This window comes from Sphingopyxis sp. sgz302558 (genome assembly GCF_057220455.1).
The window spans coordinates 463,183-489,549 of record NZ_JBXPUZ010000002.1 but is presented as its reverse complement, the minus strand read 5'-3'; the positions used below and the strand labels follow the sequence as shown (position 1 = coordinate 489,549).

Annotated in this window: 24 protein-coding genes, 1 tRNA gene and 1 pseudogene; 16 read left to right on the top strand and 10 right to left on the bottom strand. The window is 60.2% G+C overall.

The window, feature by feature from the left end:
* Positions 1 to 90 precede the first annotated feature (90 nt).
* The 3 genes from AC2TC0_RS07805 to AC2TC0_RS07795 are packed head-to-tail and all read right to left on the bottom strand — an operon-like array spanning position 91 to position 1,999.
* Entirely contained in the window at positions 91 to 687 is a 597-nt protein-coding gene (locus AC2TC0_RS07805; RefSeq protein WP_484716944.1) for an HD domain-containing protein, read from the bottom strand.
* 29 nt (positions 688 to 716) lie between these two features.
* The gene (locus AC2TC0_RS07800) at positions 717 to 1,421 is read right to left on the bottom strand and encodes a COG3904 family protein (RefSeq protein ID WP_484716943.1); all 705 of its coding nucleotides are present in this window, start codon (positions 1,419 to 1,421) and stop codon (positions 717 to 719) included.
* On the bottom strand, positions 1,418 to 1,999 hold the full coding sequence (locus AC2TC0_RS07795; RefSeq protein WP_484716942.1) for a hypothetical protein: 582 nt from the start codon (positions 1,997 to 1,999) through the stop codon (positions 1,418 to 1,420). The genes AC2TC0_RS07800 and AC2TC0_RS07795 overlap by 4 nt, the downstream gene beginning before the upstream one ends.
* 133 nt (positions 2,000 to 2,132) lie before the next feature.
* On the opposite strand from AC2TC0_RS07795, the gene AC2TC0_RS07790 reads away from it, so the two are divergent.
* Together AC2TC0_RS07790 and AC2TC0_RS07785 are read left to right on the top strand one after the other, a co-directional pair.
* Complete coding sequence (locus AC2TC0_RS07790) at positions 2,133 to 2,573, top strand: RrF2 family transcriptional regulator (protein ID WP_484716941.1); 441 nt, start codon at positions 2,133 to 2,135, stop codon at positions 2,571 to 2,573.
* Between the two features lie 157 nt (positions 2,574 to 2,730).
* Positions 2,731 to 3,237: pseudogene (locus AC2TC0_RS07785) on the top strand (FxDxF family PEP-CTERM protein); the annotation flags it as partial.
* A gap of 262 nt (positions 3,238 to 3,499) precedes the next feature.
* On the opposite strand, the gene AC2TC0_RS07780 reads toward AC2TC0_RS07785, so the two are convergent.
* Positions 3,500 to 3,575 (bottom strand) — tRNA-Ala (locus tag AC2TC0_RS07780).
* Positions 3,576 to 3,704: 129 nt separating this feature from the next.
* Positions 3,705 to 4,028: an FYDLN acid domain-containing protein gene (locus tag AC2TC0_RS07775; RefSeq protein WP_484716940.1), complete on the bottom strand. Its 324-nt coding sequence runs from the start codon at positions 4,026 to 4,028 to the stop codon at positions 3,705 to 3,707.
* A gap of 128 nt (positions 4,029 to 4,156) precedes the next feature.
* On the opposite strand from AC2TC0_RS07775, the gene aroA reads away from it, so the two are divergent.
* The 4 genes from aroA to AC2TC0_RS07755 all read left to right on the top strand — a co-directional run bounded on the left by aroA (position 4,157) and on the right by AC2TC0_RS07755 (position 8,636).
* Entirely contained in the window at positions 4,157 to 5,494 is a 1,338-nt protein-coding gene (gene aroA, locus AC2TC0_RS07770) for a 3-phosphoshikimate 1-carboxyvinyltransferase (protein WP_484716939.1), read from the top strand.
* 123 nt (positions 5,495 to 5,617) lie between these two features.
* The gene (gene cmk, locus AC2TC0_RS07765; protein WP_484716938.1) at positions 5,618 to 6,250 is read left to right on the top strand and encodes a (d)CMP kinase; all 633 of its coding nucleotides are present in this window, start codon (positions 5,618 to 5,620) and stop codon (positions 6,248 to 6,250) included.
* A gap of 173 nt (positions 6,251 to 6,423) precedes the next feature.
* Entirely contained in the window at positions 6,424 to 8,133 is a 1,710-nt protein-coding gene (gene rpsA, locus AC2TC0_RS07760) for a 30S ribosomal protein S1 (protein ID WP_484716937.1), read from the top strand.
* A gap of 224 nt (positions 8,134 to 8,357) precedes the next feature.
* Positions 8,358 to 8,636, top strand: coding sequence for an integration host factor subunit beta (locus AC2TC0_RS07755; protein ID WP_484717476.1), 279 nt, complete (start codon positions 8,358 to 8,360; stop codon positions 8,634 to 8,636).
* Positions 8,637 to 8,775: 139 nt separating this feature from the next.
* Here AC2TC0_RS07755 and AC2TC0_RS07750 read toward each other — a convergent pair whose 3' ends face one another.
* Together AC2TC0_RS07750 and AC2TC0_RS07745 are read right to left on the bottom strand one after the other, a co-directional pair.
* A complete protein-coding gene (locus tag AC2TC0_RS07750) occupies positions 8,776 to 9,537 on the bottom strand; it encodes an ABC transporter permease (protein ID WP_484716936.1) in 762 nt (253 codons plus the stop codon).
* A complete protein-coding gene (locus tag AC2TC0_RS07745; RefSeq protein WP_484716935.1) occupies positions 9,534 to 10,466 on the bottom strand; it encodes an ABC transporter ATP-binding protein in 933 nt (310 codons plus the stop codon). The genes AC2TC0_RS07750 and AC2TC0_RS07745 overlap by 4 nt, the downstream gene beginning before the upstream one ends.
* A 31-nt stretch (positions 10,467 to 10,497) precedes the next feature.
* Between AC2TC0_RS07745 and AC2TC0_RS07740 the strand changes: the two genes are divergently transcribed.
* From AC2TC0_RS07740 to AC2TC0_RS07715, 6 genes are all read left to right on the top strand, one after another.
* Entirely contained in the window at positions 10,498 to 10,632 is a 135-nt protein-coding gene (locus AC2TC0_RS07740) for a hypothetical protein (protein WP_484716934.1), read from the top strand.
* 76 nt (positions 10,633 to 10,708) lie between these two features.
* On the top strand, positions 10,709 to 11,983 hold the full coding sequence (locus AC2TC0_RS07735) for a site-specific integrase (RefSeq protein ID WP_484716933.1): 1,275 nt from the start codon (positions 10,709 to 10,711) through the stop codon (positions 11,981 to 11,983).
* A 381-nt stretch (positions 11,984 to 12,364) separates the two neighbouring features.
* Positions 12,365 to 12,688, top strand: a complete 324-nt coding sequence (locus AC2TC0_RS07730) for a hypothetical protein (protein ID WP_484716932.1) — start codon at positions 12,365 to 12,367, stop codon at positions 12,686 to 12,688.
* A 209-nt stretch (positions 12,689 to 12,897) separates the two neighbouring features.
* On the top strand, positions 12,898 to 13,248 hold the full coding sequence (locus AC2TC0_RS07725; RefSeq protein ID WP_484716931.1) for a helix-turn-helix transcriptional regulator: 351 nt from the start codon (positions 12,898 to 12,900) through the stop codon (positions 13,246 to 13,248).
* Positions 13,238 to 14,524 (top strand): type II toxin-antitoxin system HipA family toxin, encoded by a 1,287-nt coding sequence (locus AC2TC0_RS07720; protein WP_484716930.1) that lies wholly within the window; start codon positions 13,238 to 13,240, stop codon positions 14,522 to 14,524. Before AC2TC0_RS07725 ends, AC2TC0_RS07720 begins: the two co-directional genes overlap by 11 nt.
* Positions 14,514 to 15,485 (top strand): hypothetical protein, encoded by a 972-nt coding sequence (locus AC2TC0_RS07715; RefSeq protein ID WP_484716929.1) that lies wholly within the window; start codon positions 14,514 to 14,516, stop codon positions 15,483 to 15,485. Before AC2TC0_RS07720 ends, AC2TC0_RS07715 begins: the two co-directional genes overlap by 11 nt.
* A 40-nt stretch (positions 15,486 to 15,525) precedes the next feature.
* Here AC2TC0_RS07715 and AC2TC0_RS07710 read toward each other — a convergent pair whose 3' ends face one another.
* A complete protein-coding gene (locus AC2TC0_RS07710) occupies positions 15,526 to 16,086 on the bottom strand; it encodes a hypothetical protein (protein WP_484716928.1) in 561 nt (186 codons plus the stop codon).
* A 247-nt stretch (positions 16,087 to 16,333) separates the two neighbouring features.
* On the opposite strand from AC2TC0_RS07710, the gene AC2TC0_RS07705 reads away from it, so the two are divergent.
* Positions 16,334 to 19,303, top strand: coding sequence for a TrlF family AAA-like ATPase (locus AC2TC0_RS07705; protein ID WP_484716927.1), 2,970 nt, complete (start codon positions 16,334 to 16,336; stop codon positions 19,301 to 19,303).
* A gap of 24 nt (positions 19,304 to 19,327) precedes the next feature.
* Here AC2TC0_RS07705 and AC2TC0_RS07700 read toward each other — a convergent pair whose 3' ends face one another.
* Complete coding sequence (locus AC2TC0_RS07700) at positions 19,328 to 21,100, bottom strand: hypothetical protein (RefSeq protein WP_484716926.1); 1,773 nt, start codon at positions 21,098 to 21,100, stop codon at positions 19,328 to 19,330.
* Entirely contained in the window at positions 21,097 to 22,836 is a 1,740-nt protein-coding gene (locus AC2TC0_RS07695) for a hypothetical protein (RefSeq protein WP_484716925.1), read from the bottom strand. Before AC2TC0_RS07695 ends, AC2TC0_RS07700 begins: the two co-directional genes overlap by 4 nt.
* 657 nt (positions 22,837 to 23,493) lie before the next feature.
* Between AC2TC0_RS07695 and AC2TC0_RS07690 the strand changes: the two genes are divergently transcribed.
* The 3 genes from AC2TC0_RS07690 to AC2TC0_RS07680 all read left to right on the top strand — a co-directional run bounded on the left by AC2TC0_RS07690 (position 23,494) and on the right by AC2TC0_RS07680 (position 26,130).
* Entirely contained in the window at positions 23,494 to 23,769 is a 276-nt protein-coding gene (locus AC2TC0_RS07690) for a hypothetical protein (RefSeq protein ID WP_484716924.1), read from the top strand.
* A 13-nt stretch (positions 23,770 to 23,782) separates the two neighbouring features.
* On the top strand, positions 23,783 to 24,175 hold the full coding sequence (locus AC2TC0_RS07685) for a DUF2958 domain-containing protein (protein ID WP_484716923.1): 393 nt from the start codon (positions 23,783 to 23,785) through the stop codon (positions 24,173 to 24,175).
* 122 nt (positions 24,176 to 24,297) lie between these two features.
* Positions 24,298 to 26,130 carry a ParB/RepB/Spo0J family partition protein gene (locus AC2TC0_RS07680; RefSeq protein ID WP_484716922.1) on the top strand — a complete coding sequence of 611 codons (1,833 nt, stop codon included), beginning with the start codon at positions 24,298 to 24,300 and terminating at the stop codon, positions 26,128 to 26,130.
* Positions 26,131 to 26,367: the final 237 nt, after the last annotated feature.

Sequence of the window (26,367 nt, the reverse complement as noted above, 5' to 3'; positions counted from 1 at the left end):
ATTTATCGTCATCCCGGACTTGATCCGGGATGACAAGCAGAGGGTAGTGCGTTGTCCCGGATCAAGTCCGGGACGACGAAACTTTGGGCCTCACTCCGCCTCCACCATCACCTTCTTGTAAATGCTGGTCTTGGGATAGCCGCAAACGCGCTCGACCATCGGTTCAAAGAACTCAAGCGGCAGGCTGTCATAGTCAGGGTCAAACGCCGGCTGATCATATTTCTCGCAGAAATCGACGCACGCCTGATAATAGGGGTGGTCCTTGAACTGATCGCGCATGTCGCGGTCCAGGCCAATGTAATGAAAGAAATAATGCCCCTGGAAAATGCCGTGATGCTGCACGATCCAGTGGTTTTCCTCTGACAGGAACGGTTTCAATATCGCGGCGGCAATGTCGGGGTGGTTGAACGCACCCAGCGTGTCACCAATGTCATGCAGCAACGCCATCACGACATATTCCTCGTCGCGCCCGTCACGGTGCGCGCGCGTCGCGGTTTGCAGACAGTGGGTCAGCCGGTCGACCGGAAAGCCGCCATAATCGCCCGCGAGCAGCTTCAGATGCTCGATAATGCGCTTGCCATTCTGCGGCGCAAATTCCTTCTGCTCGGCGGCGATAATCGCCCAGTCTTCCTGTGTACCCTCGGTCATGGCGCGGAATTTGGCACGCGGATGGGTCATATCGTTCATGGCGGCTCTCCCAAATGCCGGTTTTTTCTTCAGTCTGGTTTGCTCATTACACCATAGCGTATCGCCTCGTCGATGGTCAGGCATCGCCGTGTCGACCGATCGCTGCCAGAGCCCGCGACCGCCTTTTGCCGATACATGATATCAGTCAGTAATTTGCGGGAAACGCCCATCCGGATCAGAAAGTCATTGTCCTCGGTCGCCAGCATGGCGGCATCCTGTTCAATCGCGCCAATCAGTTCGGTGGTGGCATCCGTGCCCATTGCGACACTCATGTCGATGCTGTCGCGATCATTGGTTTGGGTGAACATATGGACAATGAATTGACCTCCAGGATCAATCGTCCGTTTGCGTCCGCCCATAAACACGAAGTTGCACGAACTGTAGCAAGCCCAGCCCGCTGGCACCCGCGTTTCGACATCCAGCGTTTCACGCAGCAGCCGACCCGCAGCGTTGCCGGCCCGTGCATCACCACCGGGGGAGCTGAGCCAGACTTCGTGGGGATCCGGATGTTTGGCCAGAAACGCTTCCAGCCGGGCCGCCACTCCGGCGTCGATCCGCCCTTCACCCGCGATAATCAGGCGACCGTCGACCTTGAAGGCACGGAATTCCATTTTGGGTTTCAGCGACCAACCGGGATTGAGCGGGCAGGTTGGATTGACCGGGTCGAGCGGCGGTGTTGCGCCGACCGCCAGCAGCGCGAGCAAAGCCACCCATAACCTTGTCGCCGCCGTCATGCTTCAGCCAGCACGTAGCGTTTCTGGCCGGGTTCCTTGCACATACGCTTGTCCACGCGCGTTTCTTCGCCATCCACAATGATGAAGTCAGTGACGTTCATACAGCGCCGCCCGCCCGCTTCGTCATTGCGGGCAACAACGGTCGATGACCCGCTGACATTCGCCCGCGTCTCGCTGGTCCACGCCGCTGTGGACCCCACTTCCTCGCCGCGCGTCGCAACCTCGGTGGCGGCCGCCGCCTGCACTTGCTCGGCGGGGTCGAGCTTGCACGCGATGGCGTTGGTCAACGCGTCGGACACTTCGGATATCGGGGTAAAGCTATACACCCCCGCCTTGCTTGCCGCGTCGCCCACCGTGTCGCGCACCAGCCCGCCCAGCAGATTGCGCCCGGCGCGGCTGCCCGATTTGCCCTTGGGACATCCGCCGCTCTTGTCATCGGGGCTGGCAGTGGCCTCATCAGCGGCGGCCTGCGGCACGCGGCGCAGCAGATTGCCGAGCTGCGCATTTACCGGCGCAGCAGCCAGACCCCCCAGCGCCAATGTTGCCAGCCACGTGCCGGCCGAAATCTTCCCTGTCATGGTCCACCCCCATGCTGTGACGCACACTCTATAGCGCGCAATGCGTGAACGCCATGTGATTTCGATCAATCGACCCGGCGCATTGTCATGCGCAGAGGTTGAATTTTCCTGCAAGGCGGGGCATAGAAGCGCCATGCTGTCGCAAAAGACCCGTTACACGATCCGCGCGTTCCAGCATCTGGCCGACAAGTTCGGTCAGGGCCAGGTGCAGCTGGCGGAAATTGCGGCGGCGCAGAATATTCCGCCCAAGTTCCTGACCGTCATCCTCTCGGAAATGGGCCGCGAAGGCCTCGTTATCTCGCAGCGCGGACGCGACGGCGGCTATCAACTCGCGCTGCCGCCGGTCGACATCAGCTATGGCGATCTCGTGCGCCTGACACGCGGCTCGCTCGCGCTGGTCCCTTGCGCGGCGCGCAACGCATACGAAAGCTGCAAAAACTGCCTGCCAGAGAGCGAGTGCCGCCTGCGCAGCCTGATGCTAAAGGTGCGCGACGAAACGGCGGCCATTTTGGACCGTATCACTTTGGCAGACCGGATTGATTTGGAGCCGCTGTTCGCCGACGCAGCGGAGTGACACGCGTGGCTAGCGCCACTCGGCAGGCTATTTCCCAAGGCAAAGGAACATAATGGTTTAACTGCGATTAACCCTGCGGCTGCGCTGTGTCGGCACGGTCTGATCCCCTCTAGGAGTAACCGCAGTGAACAAAGCTACATCCCTATTGCTTGCCGCCGCCGCGACGATGGGCTTTGCTGCTCCCGCCGCAGCCATGGACTTCATTACGATTGAAGGCGCGTCGGGCGTCTATGGCAACCCATCGGTCACCTGTACCACAACGGCGCCGTGCAATTTCACAAGCACCTTCACATTTGCCACGCCAGTGGGCTTCAAACTGGTCAGCGCAAGTATCTCGTCGCTTATCACCGGCGGCAATGCGGACACCAACATCGACTTTACGTCAGTGACGCTGAACGGTGTCGCATTCAATGTCTTGTCAACCGGCGTGCAAGAATTCCGCAATCTGTTGGACCAGTCTATGCTGTCCGGCGGCTTCAACACGATAGCGGTGAATGGCGTATCGGGCGGAAACGCATCCTTCTCGGGCAATTTGTCCTTTGCAGCTGGCGTGCCGGAGCCTGCGGTATGGACGATGATGATCCTTGGCTTTGGTCTGGTGGGCGGCGCGATGCGCCACCGCAGTGCGACGCGGGTCGGCAATCGCCAGCTCGTCGCTGCATAAAAGACCAGACTAAACGAAAGAGCCCGGCGCCAGAGCGGCGTCGGGCTTTTTCATGTTTGCGTACATAGTTCGATGACGCTGATGACGCTGTTCGCCGACGCGGCGGAGTAAACCTGACCATCGTCGTCCCGGACTTGTTCCGGGACAACAAACCAAACGTACAAATTTTGGTTGGATTATGTGGCGCAAACCGCCCCTCGCGCCTTCGGCTTGGGATTTTTTCGGGTAAATGTCCGCCGGACATTCACTTGTCCCGAAAAAATGGTGGAGCCTAGCGGGATCGAACCGCTGACCTCCTGCATGCCATGCAGGCGCTCTCCCAGCTGAGCTAAGGCCCCGATCATTTACACGCCCGACGCTGGTTCCGCCGGGCAGGAGCGGCCCTTTAGTCAGGCCGCTGCGCGCTGGCAAGGGGCGAATTGACCCCGCGGGTCATTTTCGCGTCCCCTGCCCGCAGCGCTGGCGCGTCAAATTTCCTCTTCGGTGCCGTCCGATGTTTCGACGCCCAGATCATCGTCGCCGCCCAGATCGACATCATTGTCGGGCGAATCCGCATTTTCATCGACATCGACGTCGATATCCAGATCATCACCCGCCAGATCGGCATCGGGCGTCGCACCCGGCTTCACGACCTCTTCAAACGGCATCGGCTGCTTTGATTTCAGCACCGATTCCGGCAACCAGGCATAGCCGCAGTTGATACAGGTGATCGGATCATCCTTCGTCAGGTCATAGAATCGCGTTGCACATTTCGGGCAGCTGCGCTTCGTGCCCCATTCAGCCTTAATCATAAAAGCCTCTTAATCCTTGAAATATAGCCGTTTGTGTTGGAAGGTTACGGCAGTCCAAAGCGGGACCACCGGCAAATCGGCGTGCGCCTTGCCAGAATGTTATCCCGCTGTCAAAAGCCGCGCCGACCATGACCCAAAGCGCCCCTGCCCGCCCTTGTTCTTTCGTCGCCAGCGGGCCGCTCAGGGGCGACATTGCCGTCCCGGGTGACAAGAGCATTTCGCACCGCGCGCTGATGCTCGGCGCGCTCGCCGTCGGCGAAACGCGTATCGCGGGATTGCTGGAGGGGCACGATGTGCTGGCCACGGCCGCGGCAATGCGCGCAATGGGCGCGACGATCGTGCGGACGGACAATGGCCAATGGTCGGTGCACGGCGTTGGCGTCGGCGGGCTGCTGCAACCGGCGACTGCGCTCGACATGGGCAACAGCGGCACGTCGACGCGCCTGCTGATGGGCCTGGTCGCGAGCCACCCGATTACGGCGACCTTTGTGGGCGACGCCAGCCTGTCGGGCCGCCCGATGGGCCGCGTCATCGATCCGCTCGGCCAGATGGGCGCTGATATCAGCGCATCGCCCGGGGGCCGCCTGCCGCTGATGGTGCGTGGGCTGTGCCCGGCGGTGCCGCTGTCCTACAAATTGCCGGTCGCCTCGGCGCAGGTGAAGTCGGCGGTGCTGCTCGCGGGGCTCAACACTCCAGGCATCACCGAGGTGATCGAGCCCGTCCCGACGCGCGACCATAGCGAACGCATGCTGCGCGGCTTCGGTGCAGACCTGACGGTGGACATCGCGGCCGATGGCACCCGCCACATCCGCCTGCTGGGCGAGGCCGAACTGAAGCCGCAATCCATCACCGTTCCCGGCGATCCGTCATCGGCTGCTTTCTTCATCGTCGCGGCGCTGATTGTGCCGGGGTCGGATGTCACCATCACCAACGTCGGCATCAACCCGACGCGGGCCGGTCTGATCGGCGTGCTGCAAGCGATGGGTGGACAGATTGACCTCCTCAACCCGCGCGAAGTCGGCGGCGAGCCTGTCGCTGATCTCCGCGTCCGGCACAGCAGCCTGAGCGGCATCGACGTCGATCCCGCCATTGCGCCCAGCATGATCGACGAATTCCCGATCCTGTTCATCGCCGCCGCGCTTGCCCAAGGCCGCACGGTGACGCGCGGCCTTGACGAATTGCGGGTCAAGGAAAGCGACCGCTTGTCGGTCATGGCCGCGGGCCTCGCTGCCATCGGGGCCGACGTTGAGGAAAGCAAAGACGGCCTGACCATCCAGGGCACGGGCGGCGAGCCCCTCGCGGGCGGCGCGACCATCGCCGGCCACCTCGACCACCGCATCTGCATGAGCTTCGCCGTCGCCGGGCTGGCCAGCCGCGCGCCCGTCGAAATCGACGACATGACGCCGGTCGGCACCAGCTTTCCCGGGTTTGAGGCGCTGCTGGCTGGGCTGCGCGCCGACGTCTGACTTTTGTGGTTAATCGTTCCCATACATGGCACTTGCACAGCACAGGTCTGCCTGTCATCGATTGAGCATGGCTTTCTCAATCGTCCCTGTTGCATTGGATGCTGCGCTCGACAGGGTTGGCGCATGATCATCGCCGTCGACGGCCCCACCGCGTCGGGCAAAGGCACGATTGCGCGCGCGCTGGCGCAGCATTTCGGGATTCCGCACCTTGATACCGGCCTGCTTTACCGCGCCGTCGGCTTGCAGACCGCGCGCAATGGCGGCGATCCCGACAATCAAGCCGATGCACTCGCCGCCTGCGACTTTCCCGACAGCTTGCTCGAAGACCCCGAGTTACGCCTCGAAATCACGGGCAGCCTAGCGAGCCGCGTGTCGGTGCACCCGGCGGTGCGCGCCGCGCTGCTCGATCGCCAGCGCGCCTTTGCCGCCCAGCCCGGCGGGGCGGTACTCGACGGGCGCGACATCGGCACCGTGATCGCTCCCCAAGCCGATGCCAAGCTGTTCATTGTCGCCAGCCCCGAAGCGCGCGCGCTAAGGCGGCAGGCCGAGCTTGCCGGGCGCGGCGTCGCCGCGGACCTGGCCTCGGTGACGCGCGACATTTATCTGCGCGATGAGCGTGATGCCGGACGCGCCGCCGCGCCGCTGGTCAAGGCGCCCGATGCCCACTTGCTTGATACGAGCGACCTCACTATAGGCAACGCCGTCCAATGGGCGATTGCGCTGGTTGAGGCACGGCTGAGCCGCCGCTCTGATTGAGCGTCGGGCGTGGGGGATTATTCCCGCCGCGCCCTTTTTGCTTTGCCCGCTCCTCGCTCAACGTCGTCATCCGGCGGATGCTGCGGCCTGCATCCGGCAGTCGCGGCATTTCGGCCAAAAGACCAGCGGAACCAACCGCTTGGCCGGTATAAACAATTGAAGGACTTACATTTATGGCCACGACGGCTTTTCCGACGCGCGACGATTTTGCCGCGATGCTCGATGAATCGCTGGGCGGCGCCGACGGCGGCTTTGAAGGCCGCGTCGTCAAGGGCACCGTGACCGCGATCGATAACGACCATGCAGTCATCGACATTGGTTTGAAGAGCGAAGGCCGCGTGCCGCTGCGCGAATTCGCCATGCCGGGGCAAAAGGCCGACCTCAACGTTGGCGATGAAGTCGAAGTTTATGTTGACCGTGTCGAGAACGCCAATGGCGAGACGATGCTGTCGCGCGACCGCGCCCGCCGCGAAGCCGCCTGGGACCGCCTGGAAGAAGAATTCAACAAGGAAGTGCGCGTCGAAGGCGTCATTTTCGGCCGCGTCAAGGGCGGTTTCACCGTCGATCTGGGCGGTGCCGTGGCCTTCCTGCCCGGCAGCCAGGTCGATATCCGCCCCGTGCGCGATGTTGGCCCGCTGATGGACCTGCCGCAGCCCTTCCAGATTCTGAAGATGGACCGCCGCCGCGGCAACATCGTCGTGTCGCGCCGCGCGATCCTCGAAGAAACGCGCGCCGAGCAGCGCACCGGCTTGATCCAGAACCTCGCCGAAGGCCAGATCATCGAAGGCGCGGTCAAGAACATCACCGATTATGGTGCGTTCGTTGACCTCGGCGGAATTGACGGCCTGCTGCACGTCACCGACATGAGCTACAAGCGCGTCAATCACCCGAGCGAAGTCATCAACATTGGTGACACCGTGCGCGTCCAGATCATCCGCATCAACAAGGACACGCAGCGCATTTCGCTCGGCATGAAGCAGCTCGAAAGCGATCCCTGGGATGGCGTGGCCGCCAAATATCCCGTCGGCGCCAAGCTGTCGGGTACGATCACCAACATCACCGACTATGGTGCGTTCGTCGAACTGGAAGCCGGCATCGAAGGCCTGGTCCATGTCAGCGAAATGTCGTGGGTCAAAAAGAATGTCCACCCCGGCAAGATCGTCTCGACCAGCCAGGAAGTCGACGTCATCGTGCTCGAAGTCGACAGCGACAAGCGCCGCATTTCGCTTGGCCTGAAGCAGGCCCAGTCGAACCCGTGGGGCCATTTCGCCGAAACCTACCCCGTGGGCGCGGTTGTCGAGGGCGAAGTCAAGAATGCGACCGAATTCGGCCTGTTCATCGGCCTGCCCGGCGACGTCGATGGCATGGTCCACATGTCGGACATCGCCTGGGGCATCACCGGCGAGGAAGCGCTGCATCTGCATCGCAAGGGCGAGAATGTTAAGGTCGTCGTGCTCGACGTCGATGTGGAAAAGGAACGCATCAGCCTTGGCATGAAGCAGCTGGAAAAGGGCGGCCCCGTTGCCGGTGCCACGGCATCGACCGGCTCGCTCAAGAAGAACGAGATCACCACCGTCACCGTACTCGAAGTCCGCGACAACGGGCTGGAAGTGCAGGCGGGCGACAATGGTGCGACGGGCTTTATCAAGCGCGCCGACCTTGGCCGCGACCGCGACGAACAGCGTCCTGACCGCTATCAGGTCGGCCAGAAGTTCGACGCCATGGTCACCGGTTTCGATCGCTCGAAAAAGCCGACTTTCTCGGTCAAGGCCATGCAGCTGGCCGAGGAAAAGGAAGCGGTGGCGCAATATGGCTCGTCGGATTCCGGCGCGTCGCTTGGCGACATCCTTGGCGAAGCGCTCAAGGCGCGCAAGGACAGCTAAGCCAGTTTGTTTCAATATGAAACGCAAATTGGCCCGCCGGACACCGTTCCGGCGGGCCTTTTGCTGGCCGGTTGACCGGAAAGCGGTTGATACAGGGCCAAAGCATGATAGGCTGTTCTGATACGAAGAAGCGCCAACAAAAGGTGCACCGTACGAGGCGACCGGGTCGGTCAAGCTACATTTGGGGGCCGTGCGGTTGCGACCGCGCGCGAAGGGGTATGCGCATGATCCGTTCAGAATTAGTGCAAAAAATAGCTGCGGAAAACAAGGATTTGCGCCTCGAAGAGGTTGAGCAAATCGTGGATTTGTTTTTCGATTCCATCGTCAAGCAGCTCGCCAGTGGGGGCCGTGTCGAGTTGCGCGGCTTCGGGGCCTTTTCGACGCGCGCACGCGACTCGCGCACGGGGCGCAATCCGCGCACGGGCGAATCCGTCGCTGTAACCGCGAAAAAGGTGCCCTATTTCAAGCCGGGCAAGGAAATCCGCGAGCGATTGAACCGTTAGGATTGGTCCGAAACTTCTACGCTATCGTCATCCCGGATTTGATCCGGGATAACGGGCCGTCGTCGGTGCGTTGTCCCGGATCAAGTCCGGGATGACGACGACAACGGTTTGAGGCATGGGGCAATTGGGGCCCCCCGGCTCAGCTCTTCAGCCGGTAACCCGTTCTGAACATCCAGAACACGACGCCCAGGCACAGTGCCAGGAACAGCGCGACCGCGCCCATGCTCACCCCGATGCTCACATCGCCGACCCCGAAGAAGGTCCAGCGAAACCCGCTGATCAGATAAACGACCGGATTAAACAGCGTTACCGTCTGCCAGGCCGGCGGCAACATCTCGAGCGAGTAAAAGGCCCCGCCCAGAAAAGTCAGCGGATACACGACGAGCAGGGGAATGACCTGCAACTGCTCAAAGCTCTGCGCCCATATGCCGATGATGAAGCCGAACAGGCAAAAGGTGACCGCCATCAGCACCAGAAAGCCGACCATCAGCACCGGATGCGCCACGCTGATATCGACGAATGCATGCGCGGTCGCAAAGATGATCGCGCCGATGATCACCGATTTGGTCGCCGCTGCACCGACATAGGCAATCAGCAGCTCGACGGGCGACATGGGCGCCGACAGCATCTCGTAAATCGTACCCGACCATTTGGGCATATAGATGCCGAAACTGGCGTTGCTGATGCTTTCGGTGAACATCGTCAGCATCATCAAGCCTGGCACGATGAACGCGCCATAGGGCACGCCGCCGACATCGCTCATCCGCCCGCCGATCGCCGAACCGAACACCACGAAGTAAAGCGCAGTGGTGATCACCGGCAATGCCAGGCTGGTCCACACCGTTCGTCCAAAGCGCGCCATTTCGAAACGATACAGCGCCGATATGCCGCGCAGGTTCATGATTGCCCCTCCCTGTGCACCAACCCGACGAATATGTCCTCCAGGCTGCTTTGCTGGGTATGCAAATCCTTGAACGAAATGCCGATGTCGCTCATCCGGCGCAGCAGCGACGGCACACCCGTCGCCTCGGCCTGGCTGTCAAATTCATAAACCAGCGCATGCCCGTCATCGGCGAGCGACAGCGCCCATTCGCCCAGCTCGGCGGGCATCGCGCCCAGCGGCTCGCTCAGCTGCAGCGTCAGCGTGCGGCGCCCCAGCTTGCGGATCAGTGCGTCCTTTTGCTCAACCAGTATCAACCTTCCGCCGCTAATCACGCCCACGCGGTCGGCCATTTCCTCGGCCTCCTCGATATAATGCGTCGTCAGGATCACGGTGACGCCGCGCGCACGAAGGCCGCGCACCATATTCCACATGTCGCGGCGCAGCTCGACATCGACCCCGGCGGTGGGCTCGTCGAGGAACAGGATTTCGGGCTCGTGGCTCAACGCCTTGGCGATCATCACCCGGCGCTTCATCCCGCCCGACAACTCCTTGATCTGCGCATCGCGCTTGTCCCACAGCGACAGATCGCGCAGCAACTGTTCGATGAAGCCGGGATCCTTGGGCTTGCCAAACAACCCGCGCGAGAAAGTGACCGTCGCCAGCACGGTTTCGAAAGCGTCGGTGTGCAATTCCTGCGGCACCAGCCCGATCATCGCCCGCGCCGCGCGATAGCCTGTACGATGATCATGCCCGCCAACGCGAACGCTGCCCTCACTCGGCGTTACAATACCGCAAACAATGCTGATTAGCGTCGTTTTGCCCGCGCCATTGGGGCCGAGCAGCGCGAAAATCTCGCCTTTGTGGATGGTCAGATCGATACCGCTCAAGGCGCGGTGACCGCTGGCATAGGTCTTGCCCAAACCGGAAATTTCAAGGACTGTGGTCATTGCCAAGGCCCTAACCCAGCGTGCGGCCGCGGTGAAGCGGCAAATCCCGCTTGACCCGTCCCTGCCCATCGGCTTTGCCGGAGCTACGCGTGCGGATGTGGCGGAACTGGTAGACGCAGCAGACTTAAAATTGCGTTTTGCCTATTTTTATAAGCCAAAAACCTAGCAAAACCAACGGTTTGAGCAAGGACGAGACTCCAAAAAAGACTTACACATGTCTTACACAGTTTGGAGTTTTCACAGTGCCAATCGAGAGCCATGTTTTGATGGATGGCACCCTTCACGTTTACAAGCGTGAGAACAGCCGATTCTGGCAATGCGCGACCTTCCTTGGCAGCCGCAATCACCGGCAAACCACAAAGGAGGAAAGCCTTGCCGCCGCCAAGGATTTCGCACGCGACTGGTATATGGAGCGGTGCGTCGAAGATCGCCAGCGCCGGCGCGGTGGCGTGTCATTGTCGAACGGAGCCATTCAGCCTCTAGTTGCCGATCCCGGCTCGTCCGCTGATGGCCGTCGGCGGCGAGCGTCGCCCGGCCCGAGTTTCGCGGACGCCGCCAAAGCGTTCACCGACGAGTTCGAGGTAATCACGCTCGGCGAGCGCAACGCGGACTATGTGCAGTCGAAGGCGAACATCATCCGCGTCCACCTGACCCCGTTCTTTGGCGATACGGCCCTAGAAGACATTACGGCAGGCAAGGTGCAGGAGTATCGGGCTCACCGCCAGACATCGCGGCTCGATGCCAAGACCGGTAAGCCGAAGAAACCGGCCCGCGCCACTTTGCATCACGAGATCGTCACGCTTCGTCAGGTGCTGAAGACCGCCAACCGCAAGGGCTGGATCGCGGCAATCCCTGATATGTCCGCGCCCTACAAAACGTCAGGAAAGCTCGAACATCGCGCCTGGTTTTCGCCCGAAGAATACAAGATGCTTTATGAGGCGACTCGCGAGCGGACGAAGAACCCGCCAAAGCCGCGCTGGCGCTCCGTGTGCGAGAATTTTCATGACTATGTTCTGTTCATGGGCAACACTGGGCTTCGCCCCGATGAGTCCGCGCGACTTGAGCTGCGCGACGTCAAGATCGTGCACGACGACTCGACTGGCGAGCGCATCCTTGAGATCGAGGTGCGCGGCAAGCGCGGGGTCGGCTTTTGCAAGTCGATGCCCGGCGCGATCCTGCCTTTCGAGCGCATTTCCAAGCGCAAAGGACTCAAGCCAACCGATCGGATTTTTGGGAAGACGCCGCGCGACCTTATGAATACGCTGCTCGACGAACTGAACCTGAAGTTCGACCGTGATGGTCATGTCCGCACCTGCTACAGTCTGCGGCATACTTACATCTGCCTTCGCTTGCTTGAAGGGGCCGACATCTATCAGGTTGCCAAGAATTGCCGCACCAGTGTCGAGATGATCGAGAAACACTACGCCCGCCATTTGACGAACACTATTGACGCTTCAGCCGTTAATGTTCGGAAGCCCAAGCTATTGCAAAAAACATCCTCAAGTAGCGACGGCTGACCATTATCTCGCTTGGCTAAGATTCATCGCCCCTCTATAGGTGGCCTTGGAAATGCGGACGTGGCGAAATCGGTAGACGCAACGGACTTAGACCAATCTTGAGTGCTCGCGGGGAAACCCGCGATGCAGAACTGCTCAAATTCGGGGAAACCTTTCAACTGGCAATCCCGAGCCAAGCCGCAGCGCGAAAGCGCTGCGGAAGGTGTAGAGACTAGACGGGCAGCACCTAACCCACGGCTTGCCGTGGCACGGTGAAGGGATAGTCCAGACTCCAAACGCCCTTACGGGCGGCGGTGAAAACCGTAGCGGGTAAGAAAATCCGTCGGGCATTGCCCTTGGGGGTTCAAGTCCCCCCGTCCGCACCAACTCTTTGAGGCACCGATGCAATTCTTCGTTCCCCATGCCAGCGATGCCGACGAAGCAGAAAGCGTTTACGACGCTTTCGCCAAATTCGTCGGCGCTGCCGTTCCGGCGAAGAAATCGGCGCGCATCCGCGCGCTTGCTTGGCAGCACAATGGTCGCGACTTCACTGGTGCGGTCGGTGACCCAATGCCCAGATACTATGAATTGGGCAATGAGCCGATTCTGGCGATCTTCGACTGCGGCGATCACTTCAAGATTTGCACGCCGTCGCGCGGCGGCGTGCGCGGCGACCCCGTGATGGCTGGCAAACGTGGCAGCCATGCCACCTATTTTGAGGGCTGAGACGGAACCGGAAAGCCCCACGCAAAGGTCAACTCGAACGAAGCTGACCGGTGGCGACTAGCGCGCCCAACGGTGCACCGCCATTGCCATATCCACCTAGAACAGCTTATATTTAAGCCCTAAATACCATTATGACTTATTTGTAAGCCATTTTCTTGACATTCTCTCTTTATTGCGGCATGATCGCAAGGATAACGAAAGGCATCCTTGTGGCTATCGAGCGCAGCAAATCCGTTCCCCGTTCCTATTCCCGCTACGGCAGGGAAGCCGTCGCCGTGCTTGGTCAGCTCATCCGCATCCATCGGATAGAGCGCAAGCTCGGCATTGAGGAATTGGCGACGCGCGCGGGCGTATCGCGCGACATGATGCGCCGCATCGAGCAAGGCGATCCGCGTTGCGGCATCGGCTTGGTCTTCGAGGCCGCCGCCATCGTTGGCGTCCCGCTGTTTGAAAGCGACCGCAGCCGCCTCACCACGCTGCTAGCCGAACAGGAAGGCAAGCTGCGCCTGCTTCCCAAGGCCATCCACAAGCCGCGCACCGAGGTGAAAGATGACTTCTGAAAATCGCATCGACGAGGCCTTCGTCTGGATTTGGCTACCTGGCGCAACTCAGCCCGTTGTCGCCGGACGCTTGGCGCGCGCGCGCGACGGACGGCTAGCCTTCAATTATGGCCAAAGCTATCTGGCGCGCGCCGACGCCATCGCCATCTACGACCCCGAATTGCCGCTGCGCGCCGGTGCCATCGACACCAACAACAAGATGCTGCTCCCCAGCAGCATCCGCGATGGCTCGCCCGACGCATGGGGGCGGCGCGTCATCATCAACCGCGTGACCGGCCTCAAAGGCAATGAAGCTGCGCAAACCGATCTGGACGAGCTGACCTATTTGCTGGAATCGGGATCCGACCGCATCGGTATGCTCGACTTCCAGCGTTCAGCCACCGAATATGTGCCGCGCCAGCGCAAGAATGCCACGCTCGCCGAACTTATGGAGTCCGCCGAGCGCGTCGAGAAAGGCGTGCAGCTCACGCCCGAACTCGATCAGGCCTTGCAGCATGGTTCATCGCTTGGCGGCGCACGACCCAAGGCGCTGATCGACGACGGCGACAAGAAATACATCGCCAAATTCTCGGCGACCAACGATCTCTACAATGTCGTGAAAGCCGAATTTGTTGCCATGCGCCTTGCGGAGCGCGTCGGCCTCGCCGTCGCGCCAGTCAAGCTCACCCACGCGCTTGGCAAAGATGTATTGCTCATCGAACGCTTCGACCGCACCGCCAATGGCATAAGCTGGGCGCGTCGGGGCATCGTCTCCGCCTTGACGCTGCTCGATCTCGACGAAACCGAAGCACGCTACGCAAGCTATGAGGAACTGGCGACCATCATCCGCCACCGCTTCGACGATCCAGTCGAAACACTCACCGAATTGTTTGCGCGCATCGTGTTCAATATCCTGTGTGGCAACACCGACGATCATGCGCGCAACCACGCTGCATATTGGGATGGCAAATCGCTCCGCCTGACCCCCGCCTATGATCTATGCCCACAGGGCAGAACCGGCGGAGAAGCGACGCAAGCCATGCTCATCGTCGGCAACCGCCGCATGAGCCAATTGTCCCTATGCCTCGAAGCCGCGCCCGTCTTTCTGCTCGATGATGCGCGCGCGCGCGCCATCATTGCGCAACAGGTCGCGCGCGTCAAAGCCGATTGGGCGGCGGTATGCGACGAAGCAGCGCTTGGCGAGGCCGAGCGCGCTTTCTTGTGGCGTCGGCAATTCCTCAACCCCTTCGCGTTTCAAGGACTGCCCGACGAATTTGGCATAGGCGATGGCGCTTAGCGACGTCGCCGCTAACCGTTCGCAATCAGAAAGGGCAAGGATGAACTATAAGTGGGCGTCGGGCAGCTTGGCCGGACACATGCTGCCTGGCTATGACGAGCGCCAGATTCCGCAAGAAACCAGCGCGCGTCCGAAACTTGCCGATGATGTGTTTTGCTATCCACAACCCGATACCTGGCGGACACGCATCTGGGAGATGCTGGCCGACTACATCAACGACGACGTGAAAGCCGAGTTTGTTCGCAATCCGCCCGAATATGTCGTTTCGGACGACCTGAGCTGGCTGGACGACATCATTTTTACCGTAACGCACCTGACGTGCGACATTAGGGAGCTGATGGGAGAAAGGCTCGGTAAGGAGTATCGCGCCTTTCGCGCAGGCCACGCCACAAGGACAAACGACCTCGCCCCTTTCTACGCGCGAGGCTTGAAGTGCCTTCGCGCCGAGGAGATCGAGGATCGGGCGCGCACCATTTTTCTCAATGGTCGCTACGACAGCGCCAACGAGGAACGGCTCCAGCGCGCGATCAACGACATCGAAGCCCATAAAAAGTCTGGCGGCCGCGAAGGCCGCCTCTATTTTGCAGCCGAGGAAAGTAGCCTTTTCACTCGCATTGGCGGCTCAGGCCACTATCTGATCTATGGCAGCGAATATCTCTACTGTCTCGGAATGCGCGTCACCAGCACATCAGAAACCAAGCGCGCGCTCAAGGAGATTGGTCGGCCAACAATGCTGGTATGCGACATTCCCATGACGCTCCTATCGCCATACACACTCAAAGAGTTCGGAGGCATGATGCTCGAATTTCTGTTCTGCGAGCTGGTCGATGGTCTTGATTGCTGCGCGCTCAGCCCCGGCTCGGGGTCGGCCCTAAGCTTGACGGTCGATCTTCCACCCGAACATATTGTCGGTCACTATCATCCGGCGTCGATTTACGACCCCCTTTGGGCCAGCGGCTAGTTTGGAATGGGCGACAACGCCCAGCCTCGCTTTGGCTACCTCAGCGTCGACTACGCAGTTGCAGCACCGACGTTCGGATGCTCGCCGATTGGCTGGCGCTTAGGCCCAAATCAAGGCAAAGCTTGTAGAATTCTTCAGCCGCCGCCGACCGTTCGAGACCGTGTGTGCGGGCAAGGAGCCGCGCCTTCTGGCCAAGTGGCACTATATCGCCCGATGTCACCATCCCGCAGTCTTCGACCGCATCGGCGAATGCGGCAATGACCGCCGCAGGCAAGTCGGCACCATAAACAAAGTATCGCAGATGCTTCAAAAAATTGGGATGCCGCAATATTTCGTCATGGCTGTTGCCGTGCCGGACGAAATTGTCTTGGCGCGATGAGCCGCGCCCGCCTGGGTGATACTCCGGATCGGCAAAATAGCTTTTTCGCTGAGGTGGAATGGCGTCGCGGTCTAAAAGGCTTGTGGTGAGGCGGTGCGCCAGATCGGCATTCTGCAGATAGCCCTCATAATTGCCGACAAAAGCAACCTGGTTGAAATTCAACCGGCCCGCGATATCGCTTTCTTCGCCGGTAAGTTCGATGGTGAAGTCTCTGGCTTGCATAAGCCGAGCTTTAACAGGTCGCAATTTACAGCGGTAGACCAAAGCGTGAACGCGATGGAGTGAAATTGCCATCGTCGGATCGGTGGCAAAAAAGAGACGGAATAATTTGCGGCAAACGGCGACGAAATCTTACGAGCGGTTGGCTGTAGAGTTGATAGCGCCCGCTTTGCGCTTGTTTAAGTCGAAATCACAAAGCACAATGCGTTTGATAAGATGAACTTAGTAAAGCAATAGAACGGGGAAAATCGTGACAGTTTCAGACGTCAATTCGGGCTCGCGCTGGCGGCGATGGGACCCCCATGTTCATGCTCCTGGCACGATCTACAACGATCAGTTCAAAGGCACGGACCCTTGGGAGGCCTATCTCACCAAACTTGAAACCAGCAATCCCGTCATCGAGGCCATCGGTATAACCGATTACTACAGTATCGAAACCTACAAGCGGCTGGTCGCGGCAAAAGCTGCCGGTCGCATCCCAGATTGCGGACTGATTTTCCCGAATATCGAAATGAGGCTGGCGCTCGGCACGGCCACCGCCAACTTCGTAAACATCCATTTGCTGGTTTGCCCTGACGACCCCAATCATCTTGACGAGGTTGAGCGCATCTTGGGCGGCCTCACTTTTGAAGCTTTCGATGACCGTTTTGGCTGCACAAGGGCGGAGCTGATGCGGCTGGGACGGCGAGTGAACCAAACGCTCCTTGATGACATTGCCGCGCTCAAAATCGGAGCCGAGCAATTCAAAATACCGTTCGAGAAACTCAAGGAAGTTTTCAAGAGCATCAAATGGGCCAGAGATAACATTCTGATAGCGGTCGCCAGCGGCAATGACGGAACATCGGGATTGCGCGACGGGGCCGATGCCACACTTCGTAAGGAAGTTGAAAAATTTGCCCATGCAATTTTCGCATCCAGCCCTAAGGCCCGTGACTTCTGGTTGGGCAAAGGCGTGCACACGCCGCTAGAGATTCGGCAGAACTACGGAAGCCTGAAGCCCTGCATTCATGGCAGTGATGCACACGATCATGGAGCAGTCGGCGCACCGGCCTTAAGCCGCTATTGCTGGATCAAGGGCAATCCAACCTTCGACGCGCTCCGGCAGGCTTGCATCGACCCAGAAGGAAGGGCTTTTGTCGGCGAAAACCCTCCCGTTGCTGCGTCAGCTTCGCAGATCATCTCCGATGTAGAAATTGGAAATGCGACGTGGCTCCAGCCCACGCATCTGACACTCAATCCTGGCCTCGTTGCGATCATCGGCGCGCGCGGGTCGGGTAAAACGGCGTTGGCAGAAATGATTGCGGCAGGCTGTGAAGCCGTCCCCGCCCTCGATCAAAACCGCCAGTCATTCCTCTATCGCGCGCAGGAATATCTGACCGGAACGGACGTGACGCTGACTTGGAACGGCAACGGCAAAGAAACCAAAGCGCTTATCAGTACCTCTGCGCCAATGGCTGATACCTACCCCCGCGCGCGGTTCCTTTCGCAGCAATTTGTGGAGAAGCTTTGCGCTGCCGATGGCATGACCGACGAGCTTTTGCGCGAGGTGGAGCGCGTTGTCTATGACGCGCACAGCGTCAATGACCGCGACGGCGCAGTGAACTTCGACGATCTGTTGGAGCTCCGAGCAACCCGCTTCCGGCAAGCGCGGTCCAGAGAAGAGGCTTCATTAGCCGCTATCTCCGAGCGGATCAGCACAGAGATGGAGAAAGACAAGCTGCTTGCGGGCTATCAAGCGCAGGTAACGGAAAAGACGGCCATCATTGCTCGCCTGACCGAAGACCGTTCCAAACTGGTCACAAAAGACAGCGAGGCGCGTGTGCTGCGCCTCGACGAAATCACCAAGGCTGCCGAGCAAGCGCGCTCGAATGTTCGCTACTTCAATCGCCAAGAGCAGCAGCTGCTAACGCTCCGCGATGAGGTCGGTGACGTTCGCACCAACAAGACGCCGGACACACTGCGCGGCATGAAAGAACGCCATACCCTCACGGGCATCGCCAACGACGACGAATGGGCGCCCTTCAAACTCGACTTCCAAGGCGACGTCGATTCCATCCTCGCCGACCGCATCACCAAGGCGCAGCAGAATAGCGCTGGTTGGAAAGGCGCGCCCGTCGCGCCGAGCCAAGACTTGCAAACCCCAATCATCCCCGAAGATGCCGACCTCAAGTTGATAGCGCTGGCGACCCTCGAAGCGGAGATAGCCCGTCTCAGTCAGCTTGTAAGCGTGGACCGACTTACGGCGGAGCGATTTGCCGCCATTTCCCAAAAAATCGTCACGGAAAACGAAACTTTGAAGGGGCTGACCGAAAAGCTGGAGGATGCGAAAGGGGCGCGAGAGAGGGCGCGCCTGCTTCGGGAAGAACGCGAGCAAAGCTACATTCGCGTGTTTCAAGCCGTGATTGCCGAGCAGGAAGTGCTGAACTCGCTTTATGTTCCTATAAAGGCCCGCCTGGCCGCCGCGACCGGCACTTTGAACAAGCTCTCCTTCGCTGTGTCGCGCACTGCGGATGTGGAAAGATGGGCGCTGGCCGGAGAGCAACTGCTGGATCTGCGAACCGGCCCGTTCAAGGGCAAAGGCACCATCGCCGGTTTTGCGAACGAAAAGCTCAAAGCCGCTTGGGAAACCGGCACCGCAGAGCAGATCAGCTCGGCGATGCGTGCTTTCCGCGATCAACACGATGCGTTTTTCGTGGAACACTCAATCGCAGCGAAGAACGACCAAGCGGGCTATCGTGACTGGTCTCGCCGCCTTGCCCAATGGCTTTACGGCACTGACCATATCAACATCAAATACAGCGTCGATTATGACGGCATCGACATTCGCAACCTGTCGCCTGGCACGCGCGGCATCGTTCTTCTCCTCCTTTATCTGGCATTGGACGATGCGGACGACCGTCCTTTGATTATCGACCAACCCGAAGAAAATCTGGACCCAAAATCGATCTACGACGAGCTTGTGGGCCTGTTCGTGCAAGCCAAGGCAAAGCGGCAGGTGATTATGGTCACTCACAATGCCAATCTCGTCGTCAACGCCGACGCAGATCAAATCATTGTTGCGACCGTAGGCCCCCATGTTGCCGGATCGCTACCGCCGATCTCATATCGTTCGGGCGGCCTTGACGAAGCCGCAATGCGCACCGCCGTTTGCGATATTTTGGAGGGAGGCGAGGAAGCCTTTAAGGAGCGCGCACGTCGCTTGCGGGTCCATTTTGACTAACGCGGCGATTGCCATTCAACTGCCCTACCGGTTGGGGACCGGTTCGAGATTTTCATGTTGTTCAGCGGGTCCGTCCCGCGAGGCGGTTACGTCATCCGGCGAACTGTTTTCATCCTTTGGCACGAGGCCCAGCCAGACTTGCGGCGGCACCGGCAGCCGGTAGTGTCGGCACGCCATCAGGACTATCGGCCAATGGCCGAGCTGGACGGCAGACAATTTGCTGAAATTGGCATTCGCCGCACATTCGGTATCGACATACTCCCTTGTCTCGGCGCCTTCCGCATCGACGGGAATGTTCGACAACATGTCGCCATGCCGGTCGCTCCCTTGATAAAGCCCCGCTTCGCTGTCGCTGTCGGGAAACCATAGCTGGAAATTGCAATGTTTCAGATGCTCGTTCTTGAACTTCGTGAGCGTCGCCATGGCTTTGCCATCGCTATATCCGCCTGCCCACAGCGCCAGAAGCGGGAAGAGGGTGCTGCCGCCCGTCGCTTCCTTGCGATATTCGTCGGTCTTTTCGGTTGGATGTTCGACCAAATCCCAATAGGACCATTTGCATGTCGGATATGCTCCATGCGTGCGATATGCCGCATAGGTCCGGTCCACCAGCACATCGAGCCATGAGCCAATCGCCTTTTTGAGGCCCCCGTGGACACCAAGCAGCATCAGCGCCAACGCTATGTCGATCGCCTGTTCATCGCTGATCGGCGAGTGCAGCGCCGGATTATTGTCGATGAGGCTGAAGAGCTGCATCGCGATCGTGTGCAGCGGATCGTCTTCGGTTGTTTCCAGCGGCTCCGGCAATGCGCTTTGACTCTTCGCCCAGGCGAGCCATAGCCCTCGCAGCGCGATACGTCCCATTATGTCATGAGTCTTGAGGTTGATATCGAGGCTTGAGAAGGACGGTACCGTCGCTGAAATAGCGTGCCGCTTGTCCACATGCGGCAATATCTTGCCCGCCAGTTCATCCCAAATCGCGAAATGCAGTTCGACCAGATCGTTGAACACGATACCAGCCTCAACCGCTTCGCGGCCCTTCTTGCCGATCATCCCGTTGAGCAATTCCCACGCCCGCAGCACCGCATATTCGCTGGCGCGATACGGCGCTTCCACATTGTTCGCTTCGCGGCCCCAAGTGAACAGCACCCACAGGCACATGTAGATTTCTCGAACTTTGGAAATCCGCGCGACCCGCTTCTTTGCAGGCCGCTTCACAATCGCATCGACCAGCTTCTGAAAATGAGCGTAAGCAATATCCGGTTCTTCGACCATCGCCGCCGCCTTGCGAAGATGCGAGCGCATGTCGCCGGTGAACATGTCTTCGCGCAAAATGCCGCTCAGGATCAGGTCGGCCAGACGGTCGCCGTTCCATTCTTCGTAAGTTACATTCACCGTTGTGTTCGCGCGGATGTAACCGCGCACCTCCTGATGCACCGCCTCCTTGATATCACCGCCAAACACGAGGCAGATGACTACGCCGAGATTTTGATATTCGGACGGGATGCAGGTAGGAATATAGGCATCGCGGATTTCATTGAGCGACGGACGCAGCGCCTGGGGCGTGCCGTCCCAATCCTGCCGGTTGAGATCGCCCTGCTTGACCGAAAAGAGATAGACCCTGCGCGTGCCATCATCGGCTGTGCCCACCGCAGCGACATCGACGCCATATTGACGTGTGCCTCTGCCTGGCCGCGAATAGACGGTGAACCCCATCTCGCTCAGGAGATTGGGAAGCATGGCATCCAGCTCCTCACGCTCTTTCAGCGAGGCCAGATATTCCTTGATGACAAGCTTCATGCAGCAAGCCTTTCGGAACGAAACTGCCGAAGCTGCATCTCGACCCCGAACGGGTCGATGGCCTGCAGACGCGGCGCTTCCCAGCTTGTGCTGAAACCGCCCATCTTCATCGCGTGGCGGTGGAGCTTGCCATCCGCGCCGCGCTGATAGCCGACCGAGCCGTTGCCGTGCAGGATGATCGATTTTGATACTAGCGACATCAGGACCGAGCTTTGCTCGGCCTGTTTCTGAATCTGCCGCATTCGCTCGCTTTGCTGCTTGCGCTCGATCAGCCGCTCGCTTTCCGAAGGTTCAAGCTCCTTCATAAAGCCTACGGCGCGCAGGTCATCGAGATAGGCGTCGAGCTTCGCCACCGCGCGGCGGATATGCGGCTTGGCACGGTCCTTCGGGCCTTTGATGCGCGCCGTCAGATGGTCGCGAAGCTCGCCCGAATAATTAAGCAGCAGCGGTTCGAAGAGCAAATCGCCAATAGATTCCGCAATCTCGCCTTTCACCGAGCGCAATATGCAGATGATGAGCGATGCCGCCGTTATCGGATGGAAGAAGAACCAGCCGACTGCCTTGCGCGCCAGAAACAGCGCCTCATTGTCGCTGAGCCCGTAAGTCGCGATATCGACCTCGAAAACGGTCGGATTTTGCGTGGAGCCTTGCAGCAACGACGAAATATGCGACGCCAAATCCTGATTGCCGCTCATCAGCCACCGCACCGTCATGTCTTCAACCAGCACTCGGTCCTGCGAGGTCAGCGCATAGCCGACGCTATCGAATTGCTTGAAGCTGAGCTCATCCGGATGGGCTTGGAAGACCACTTCCAGATACTCGGAAACGCGCTGGCCTTTGCCCGCTTTCACTAACTGCGAAAGGCCCACATCCAAGGAGTTGATGGTGCCGAGGTTCGAGGGTTTCACCTCTTCCAACGCCCCTAGCAGCACCTCGATCATCTCATCGCTCAAATGCTGTCGGTGGCTGAATAGCACCGAGGCCGCGTGATGCAGCACATGTTCACCGCGCAGATCGACCGCCTTGGATATCAAAGCCAAGGCCTTCTTGTGCAGCTTCTTCGGCGATTGAGCATAAAGCCCGATTGTTGCGGCAAGGACATGCGTGCGGACCAAATCATCCGCTTCGGTTTTCGTCAGTTCCGTTAGCAGTGCGAGCGCCGCGCGCGCTAGGTCAATGGCAGCGCCGCATTCAAATCTGGACAGCGCCGTCAACGCTCCCGTGCGCAATTCAGGTGTATCGCGTATATAGGTAATTGCGCGTTCCATATAGGCGCGCAGGTCGAGCTTTGCCCCAGCTTCGAGCGTTAGCGACAGATAGTCTTGCGCGTCCGCATCGCCCGCTTCAATGAGCGCCAGCGCGGCGCCGGGACGATCAGGTTTTGCCGCGCACCAATCCCGATAGGCGGCGTTTGGCGCGTTTGCCATTCCGTCGTTGCCGCCCGCTTTCACCAGTGCCGATGTGGCAACCATGAGCGGTTTCGGTTCGGCTTCGAGGCGCGGTATGACGGCGCAATAGAATTGCTGGAGCGTGAAAAAATGGAAACCCTTGGCGTCTTCCAATGCCGCTGGCGTCAAAACGCCCAACAGATCAAGCCCGCCCTTGTTGTGCAGATCGACCGCCAGTGTCACCAAGGCACCATCGTCCGCGTCATTGCCGCGCTCGTAGCTGTCGAGAATGAACTGGTGCAGCGTTCCGTTACTTGATTGGTTTATGAGATCTTGTGCTTGAATCATCCTATGCCCCTAACTGCCATAAGGCTTCCAGTCACTATCATCAGGTCGCCGAGATTCTGAATGGCGCAATCGGATCGTTCAAAAATACTGTTGTAGAATGATTTGCGCTGCCTAACGGCAACCCGCGCTATTCGCTCGCGCGAACCAAGCCTGTAGTCTTGGCCCTTCGGGTGACGATCGGGAGCGTGGGCTAATGAGCGGGATTTTCCAAGGATGCACTCTTTCCCGCTGCTATCGCGCTCCTGAGGGTGCAGCGTTTTTGGGCTGACCCGCTGGCACTCTTGCCTCTCTCCTTGCCGGATGGGCGCTGGCGGACGATTGCCCGCACACACCATCCGGCGGCGTCGCGCCGTGCAAGGGTGCCGTCCCTGTTCAGCCGCTGCGCGGTGAGATAGTCTCGATGATCTTCGACTGATCGTGGACGGCGCAGGTGCGCCGGCGTTTTCGTGGCCGTCCCCGAAGAGGGGGATGGGCGGCGCTTCCGGCTAGGCCCGCCGCGATCAGGCGCAACCCGGCCCCACTTCGTTCTTTTGTCCGGGTCTTTCACTTTGTTACAGCCTTGCAGGTGCGCCTGATCGCGGCGGGCCTCTTGGTCGCTCATTACCGCCCCTCCCCCTCTCCGGGGTCGGGTGTGGTTTCTTGGGCGTGGAGGCGACGATGGCGGATTACAGCGGGACACGGCGGAGCGGCGGCAAGCATAGCGCAGGCATAGCCCAATCGGTTTGCGCTTACAGCGCAGGCGCGCCGCATTCTCTTGCGTCCGAGCAGACGTCCATCGGCGAGCAAACACTGGTTTACGGCGTTGCGCCGATCACGCCTCGCGACCGACTCGCCATGCGCGCCAATGCGCCGCTGGAGCCGAAAAGGCCGCAGCGCCCCGCCGATCACGGCCTGTTCGACACCAACGCCCGCAACCAGATCGAGATGTTTTGAAAGGACTTTCCTCATGCTTTTGCTCACCCAAGACCAGCGCGCACGGTTGATCGCCAACGGCCAGAGCCGTGGCGATCATGTGCCGGTCGTCAAATTCTTCAATCCCGTAGGGTCCGGCACTTGGCTGTTTTCCGAACTGGACGAGGGCGGCGACACGCTGTTCGGGCTGTGCGATTTGGGGTTCGGTTGCCCCGAAATGGGTTCGGCCAGCCTTGCCGAGATTGCGGCGGTCAAGCTGCCGTTCGGCCTCGCCATCGAGCGCGACCTTCATTTTGAAGGGCGCTTCCCGCTGACCATCTACGCCGATGCCGCGCGCCTGTGCGGCGGTATCACCGAGGATGAGGCGCGGCTTGAGGCCGCAGCCGTCGCCCGCGCCCAAGAAGATTCAGCCCTTCCGCCACCTTGACCCCCTCAAGGTGCGGCAGACCCCGCGCGGGACACCCTCGCGCGGACAACCGGCCCCGTCCTCACCGCCCCCCAAGATGCCCCGAGGATGGGGCCACCATCGAAGCGAAGGAGTAACCTATCATGCACATCGACCAAATCCCGCTCGACCGGCTTTCGGTTTCCAAGGCGAACATGCGGGCGGGCAAGAAGCCGCCCGACATTTCGGACATATTGCCGTCGATCATCAAGCGTGGCGTGATTTCACCGCTGTTCGTCCGGCCCAACTGCAATGCCGGTCATTTCGAGATCGTCGCGGGCAAGCGCCGCTACTTCGCTAGCCTTGAGGCCGCGCGGCGGGGCCAGGACGGCGTGATGCTGCCCTGCATCACGCTTGGCGAAGGCGACGACGCCGAGGCGCTCGAAATTTCGATGATCGAGAACATGCTGCGGCAGAATCCCGATCAGGTGACGCAATGGGAAAGCTACACGCGGCTGGTCAAAGAAGGCCGGAGCGTCGAGGATATTGCCGCGACCTTCGCGCTGACCGAGTTGCAGGTGAAGCGCATCCTTGCGCTTGGCAATCTGTTGCCGCGTATCCGCGAGGCGTTCCGCGCCGAGGAAATCGACGCGCCCACCGTCAAGCACCTGACCTTGGCGACCAAGGCGCAGCAAAAGGCGTGGCTGGCGCTGTTCGAGGATGCGGACGGCTATGCCCCGCGCGGGCAGCAGCTGAAAGCATGGCTGTTCGGCGGCGCGTCGATTGCGACCGGCGCGGCGCTGTTCGATCTTGCCGCCTTCGACGGCCAGATCGTTAAAGACCTGTTCGGCGATGAAGGCTATTTCGCCGATGCCGATCAGTTCTGGGCCGCGCAGTCCGCCGAGATCGAGCGGCGCAAGGCCGCCTATCTCGAAGACGGGTGGAGCGCAGTCGAGATCGTCCCCGCCGGTGTCTATTTCCAGACATGGGAACATGAAAAGACCCCGAAGCGCAAAGGCGGGCGCGTCTATATCGACGTCAACGGCAAGGGCGAGGTCGCCTTTCACGAAGGCTATCTGACCCGCAAGGAAGCGCGGCGACAGGGTGAAGGCGGCAGCGAGGCCGCGAAGCAGCCCGCTCCCGCGCGGCCTGAAATCACCGCAGCCATGACCAGCTATATCGACCTGCACCGTCATGCGGCGGTGCGGTCGGCGCTTGCCGCGAATAGCGGCGTGGCGCTGCGGGTCATGGTCGCCCATGCGATTTGCGGTTCGCCCCTGTGGCGCGTCGAGGTTCAAAGCCAGCGGTCGCGCAATGAGGCTATCACCGAGAGCATCGAAATCAGCATTGCCGAAACCCGTTTTGACGAGCGGCGGCGGGCCGTGCTTGCCGTTTTGAGGTTCGACCCCGACGAAGAAAGCGTCGCGTTGGGCCACGAACCGAGGAACGGCGTGAGCGGTCTGCTCCAGCGGTTGCTGGAACTGCCCGACGCGGTGGTCATGGAAGTGCTGGGCGTGGTCATGGCCGAGACGTTGGCGAGCGGCACCGGCCTCATCGAAACCATTGGCCTTCACCTTGGCGTCAAGATGGCCGATTATTGGGTGGCGGACGATGCGTTCTACGGCCTGATCCGCGACCGCGAGGTTTTGACCGCAGTGTTGCGCGAGATCGGCGGCGATACCGTGGCGCAGGCCCATGCCGCCGAGAAGGGCAAGACGATCAAATCTGTCATCGCCGACTATCTGACCGGCGGCAATGATCGCGCCAAGGTCGAAAATTGGGTGCCGCGCTGGATGGCGTTTCCGCCATCGGCCTATACCCAGCGCGGCGGAGTGGCGACGGTTGCCGCATCCAACCGCGCGGCATGGCTGGCCGAACCCGAAGCACCGCTCGATCCCGACTCCGCCGCCGCAGATGCGGCGGCGGAGGCAGAGGACGGCGTCACCGAAGCCGCCGACGCGCTGGAGGAGATCGACGAGCAACGGCTTGCGGCGTGAACAGGGAGCGGGCGGCGATATGCCGCCCGCTCTTATCCGCACCGCGCGCGCCACAAAGCCTCGTCCGGCAGAACCGGACGGGGCTTGAGTGCTCGGTCATTTTGGGTTGCGGCTGGGCACGAACCTTACCGGATGATGTGGATAGCCATCACCGCCCGCGAACGCGCGGGCGGATCGGGGCGGGGCGGGGTGCAACGCTGACCGAGTCCGTCGCCGCCTTCCTGCGGTCAGCGCCAG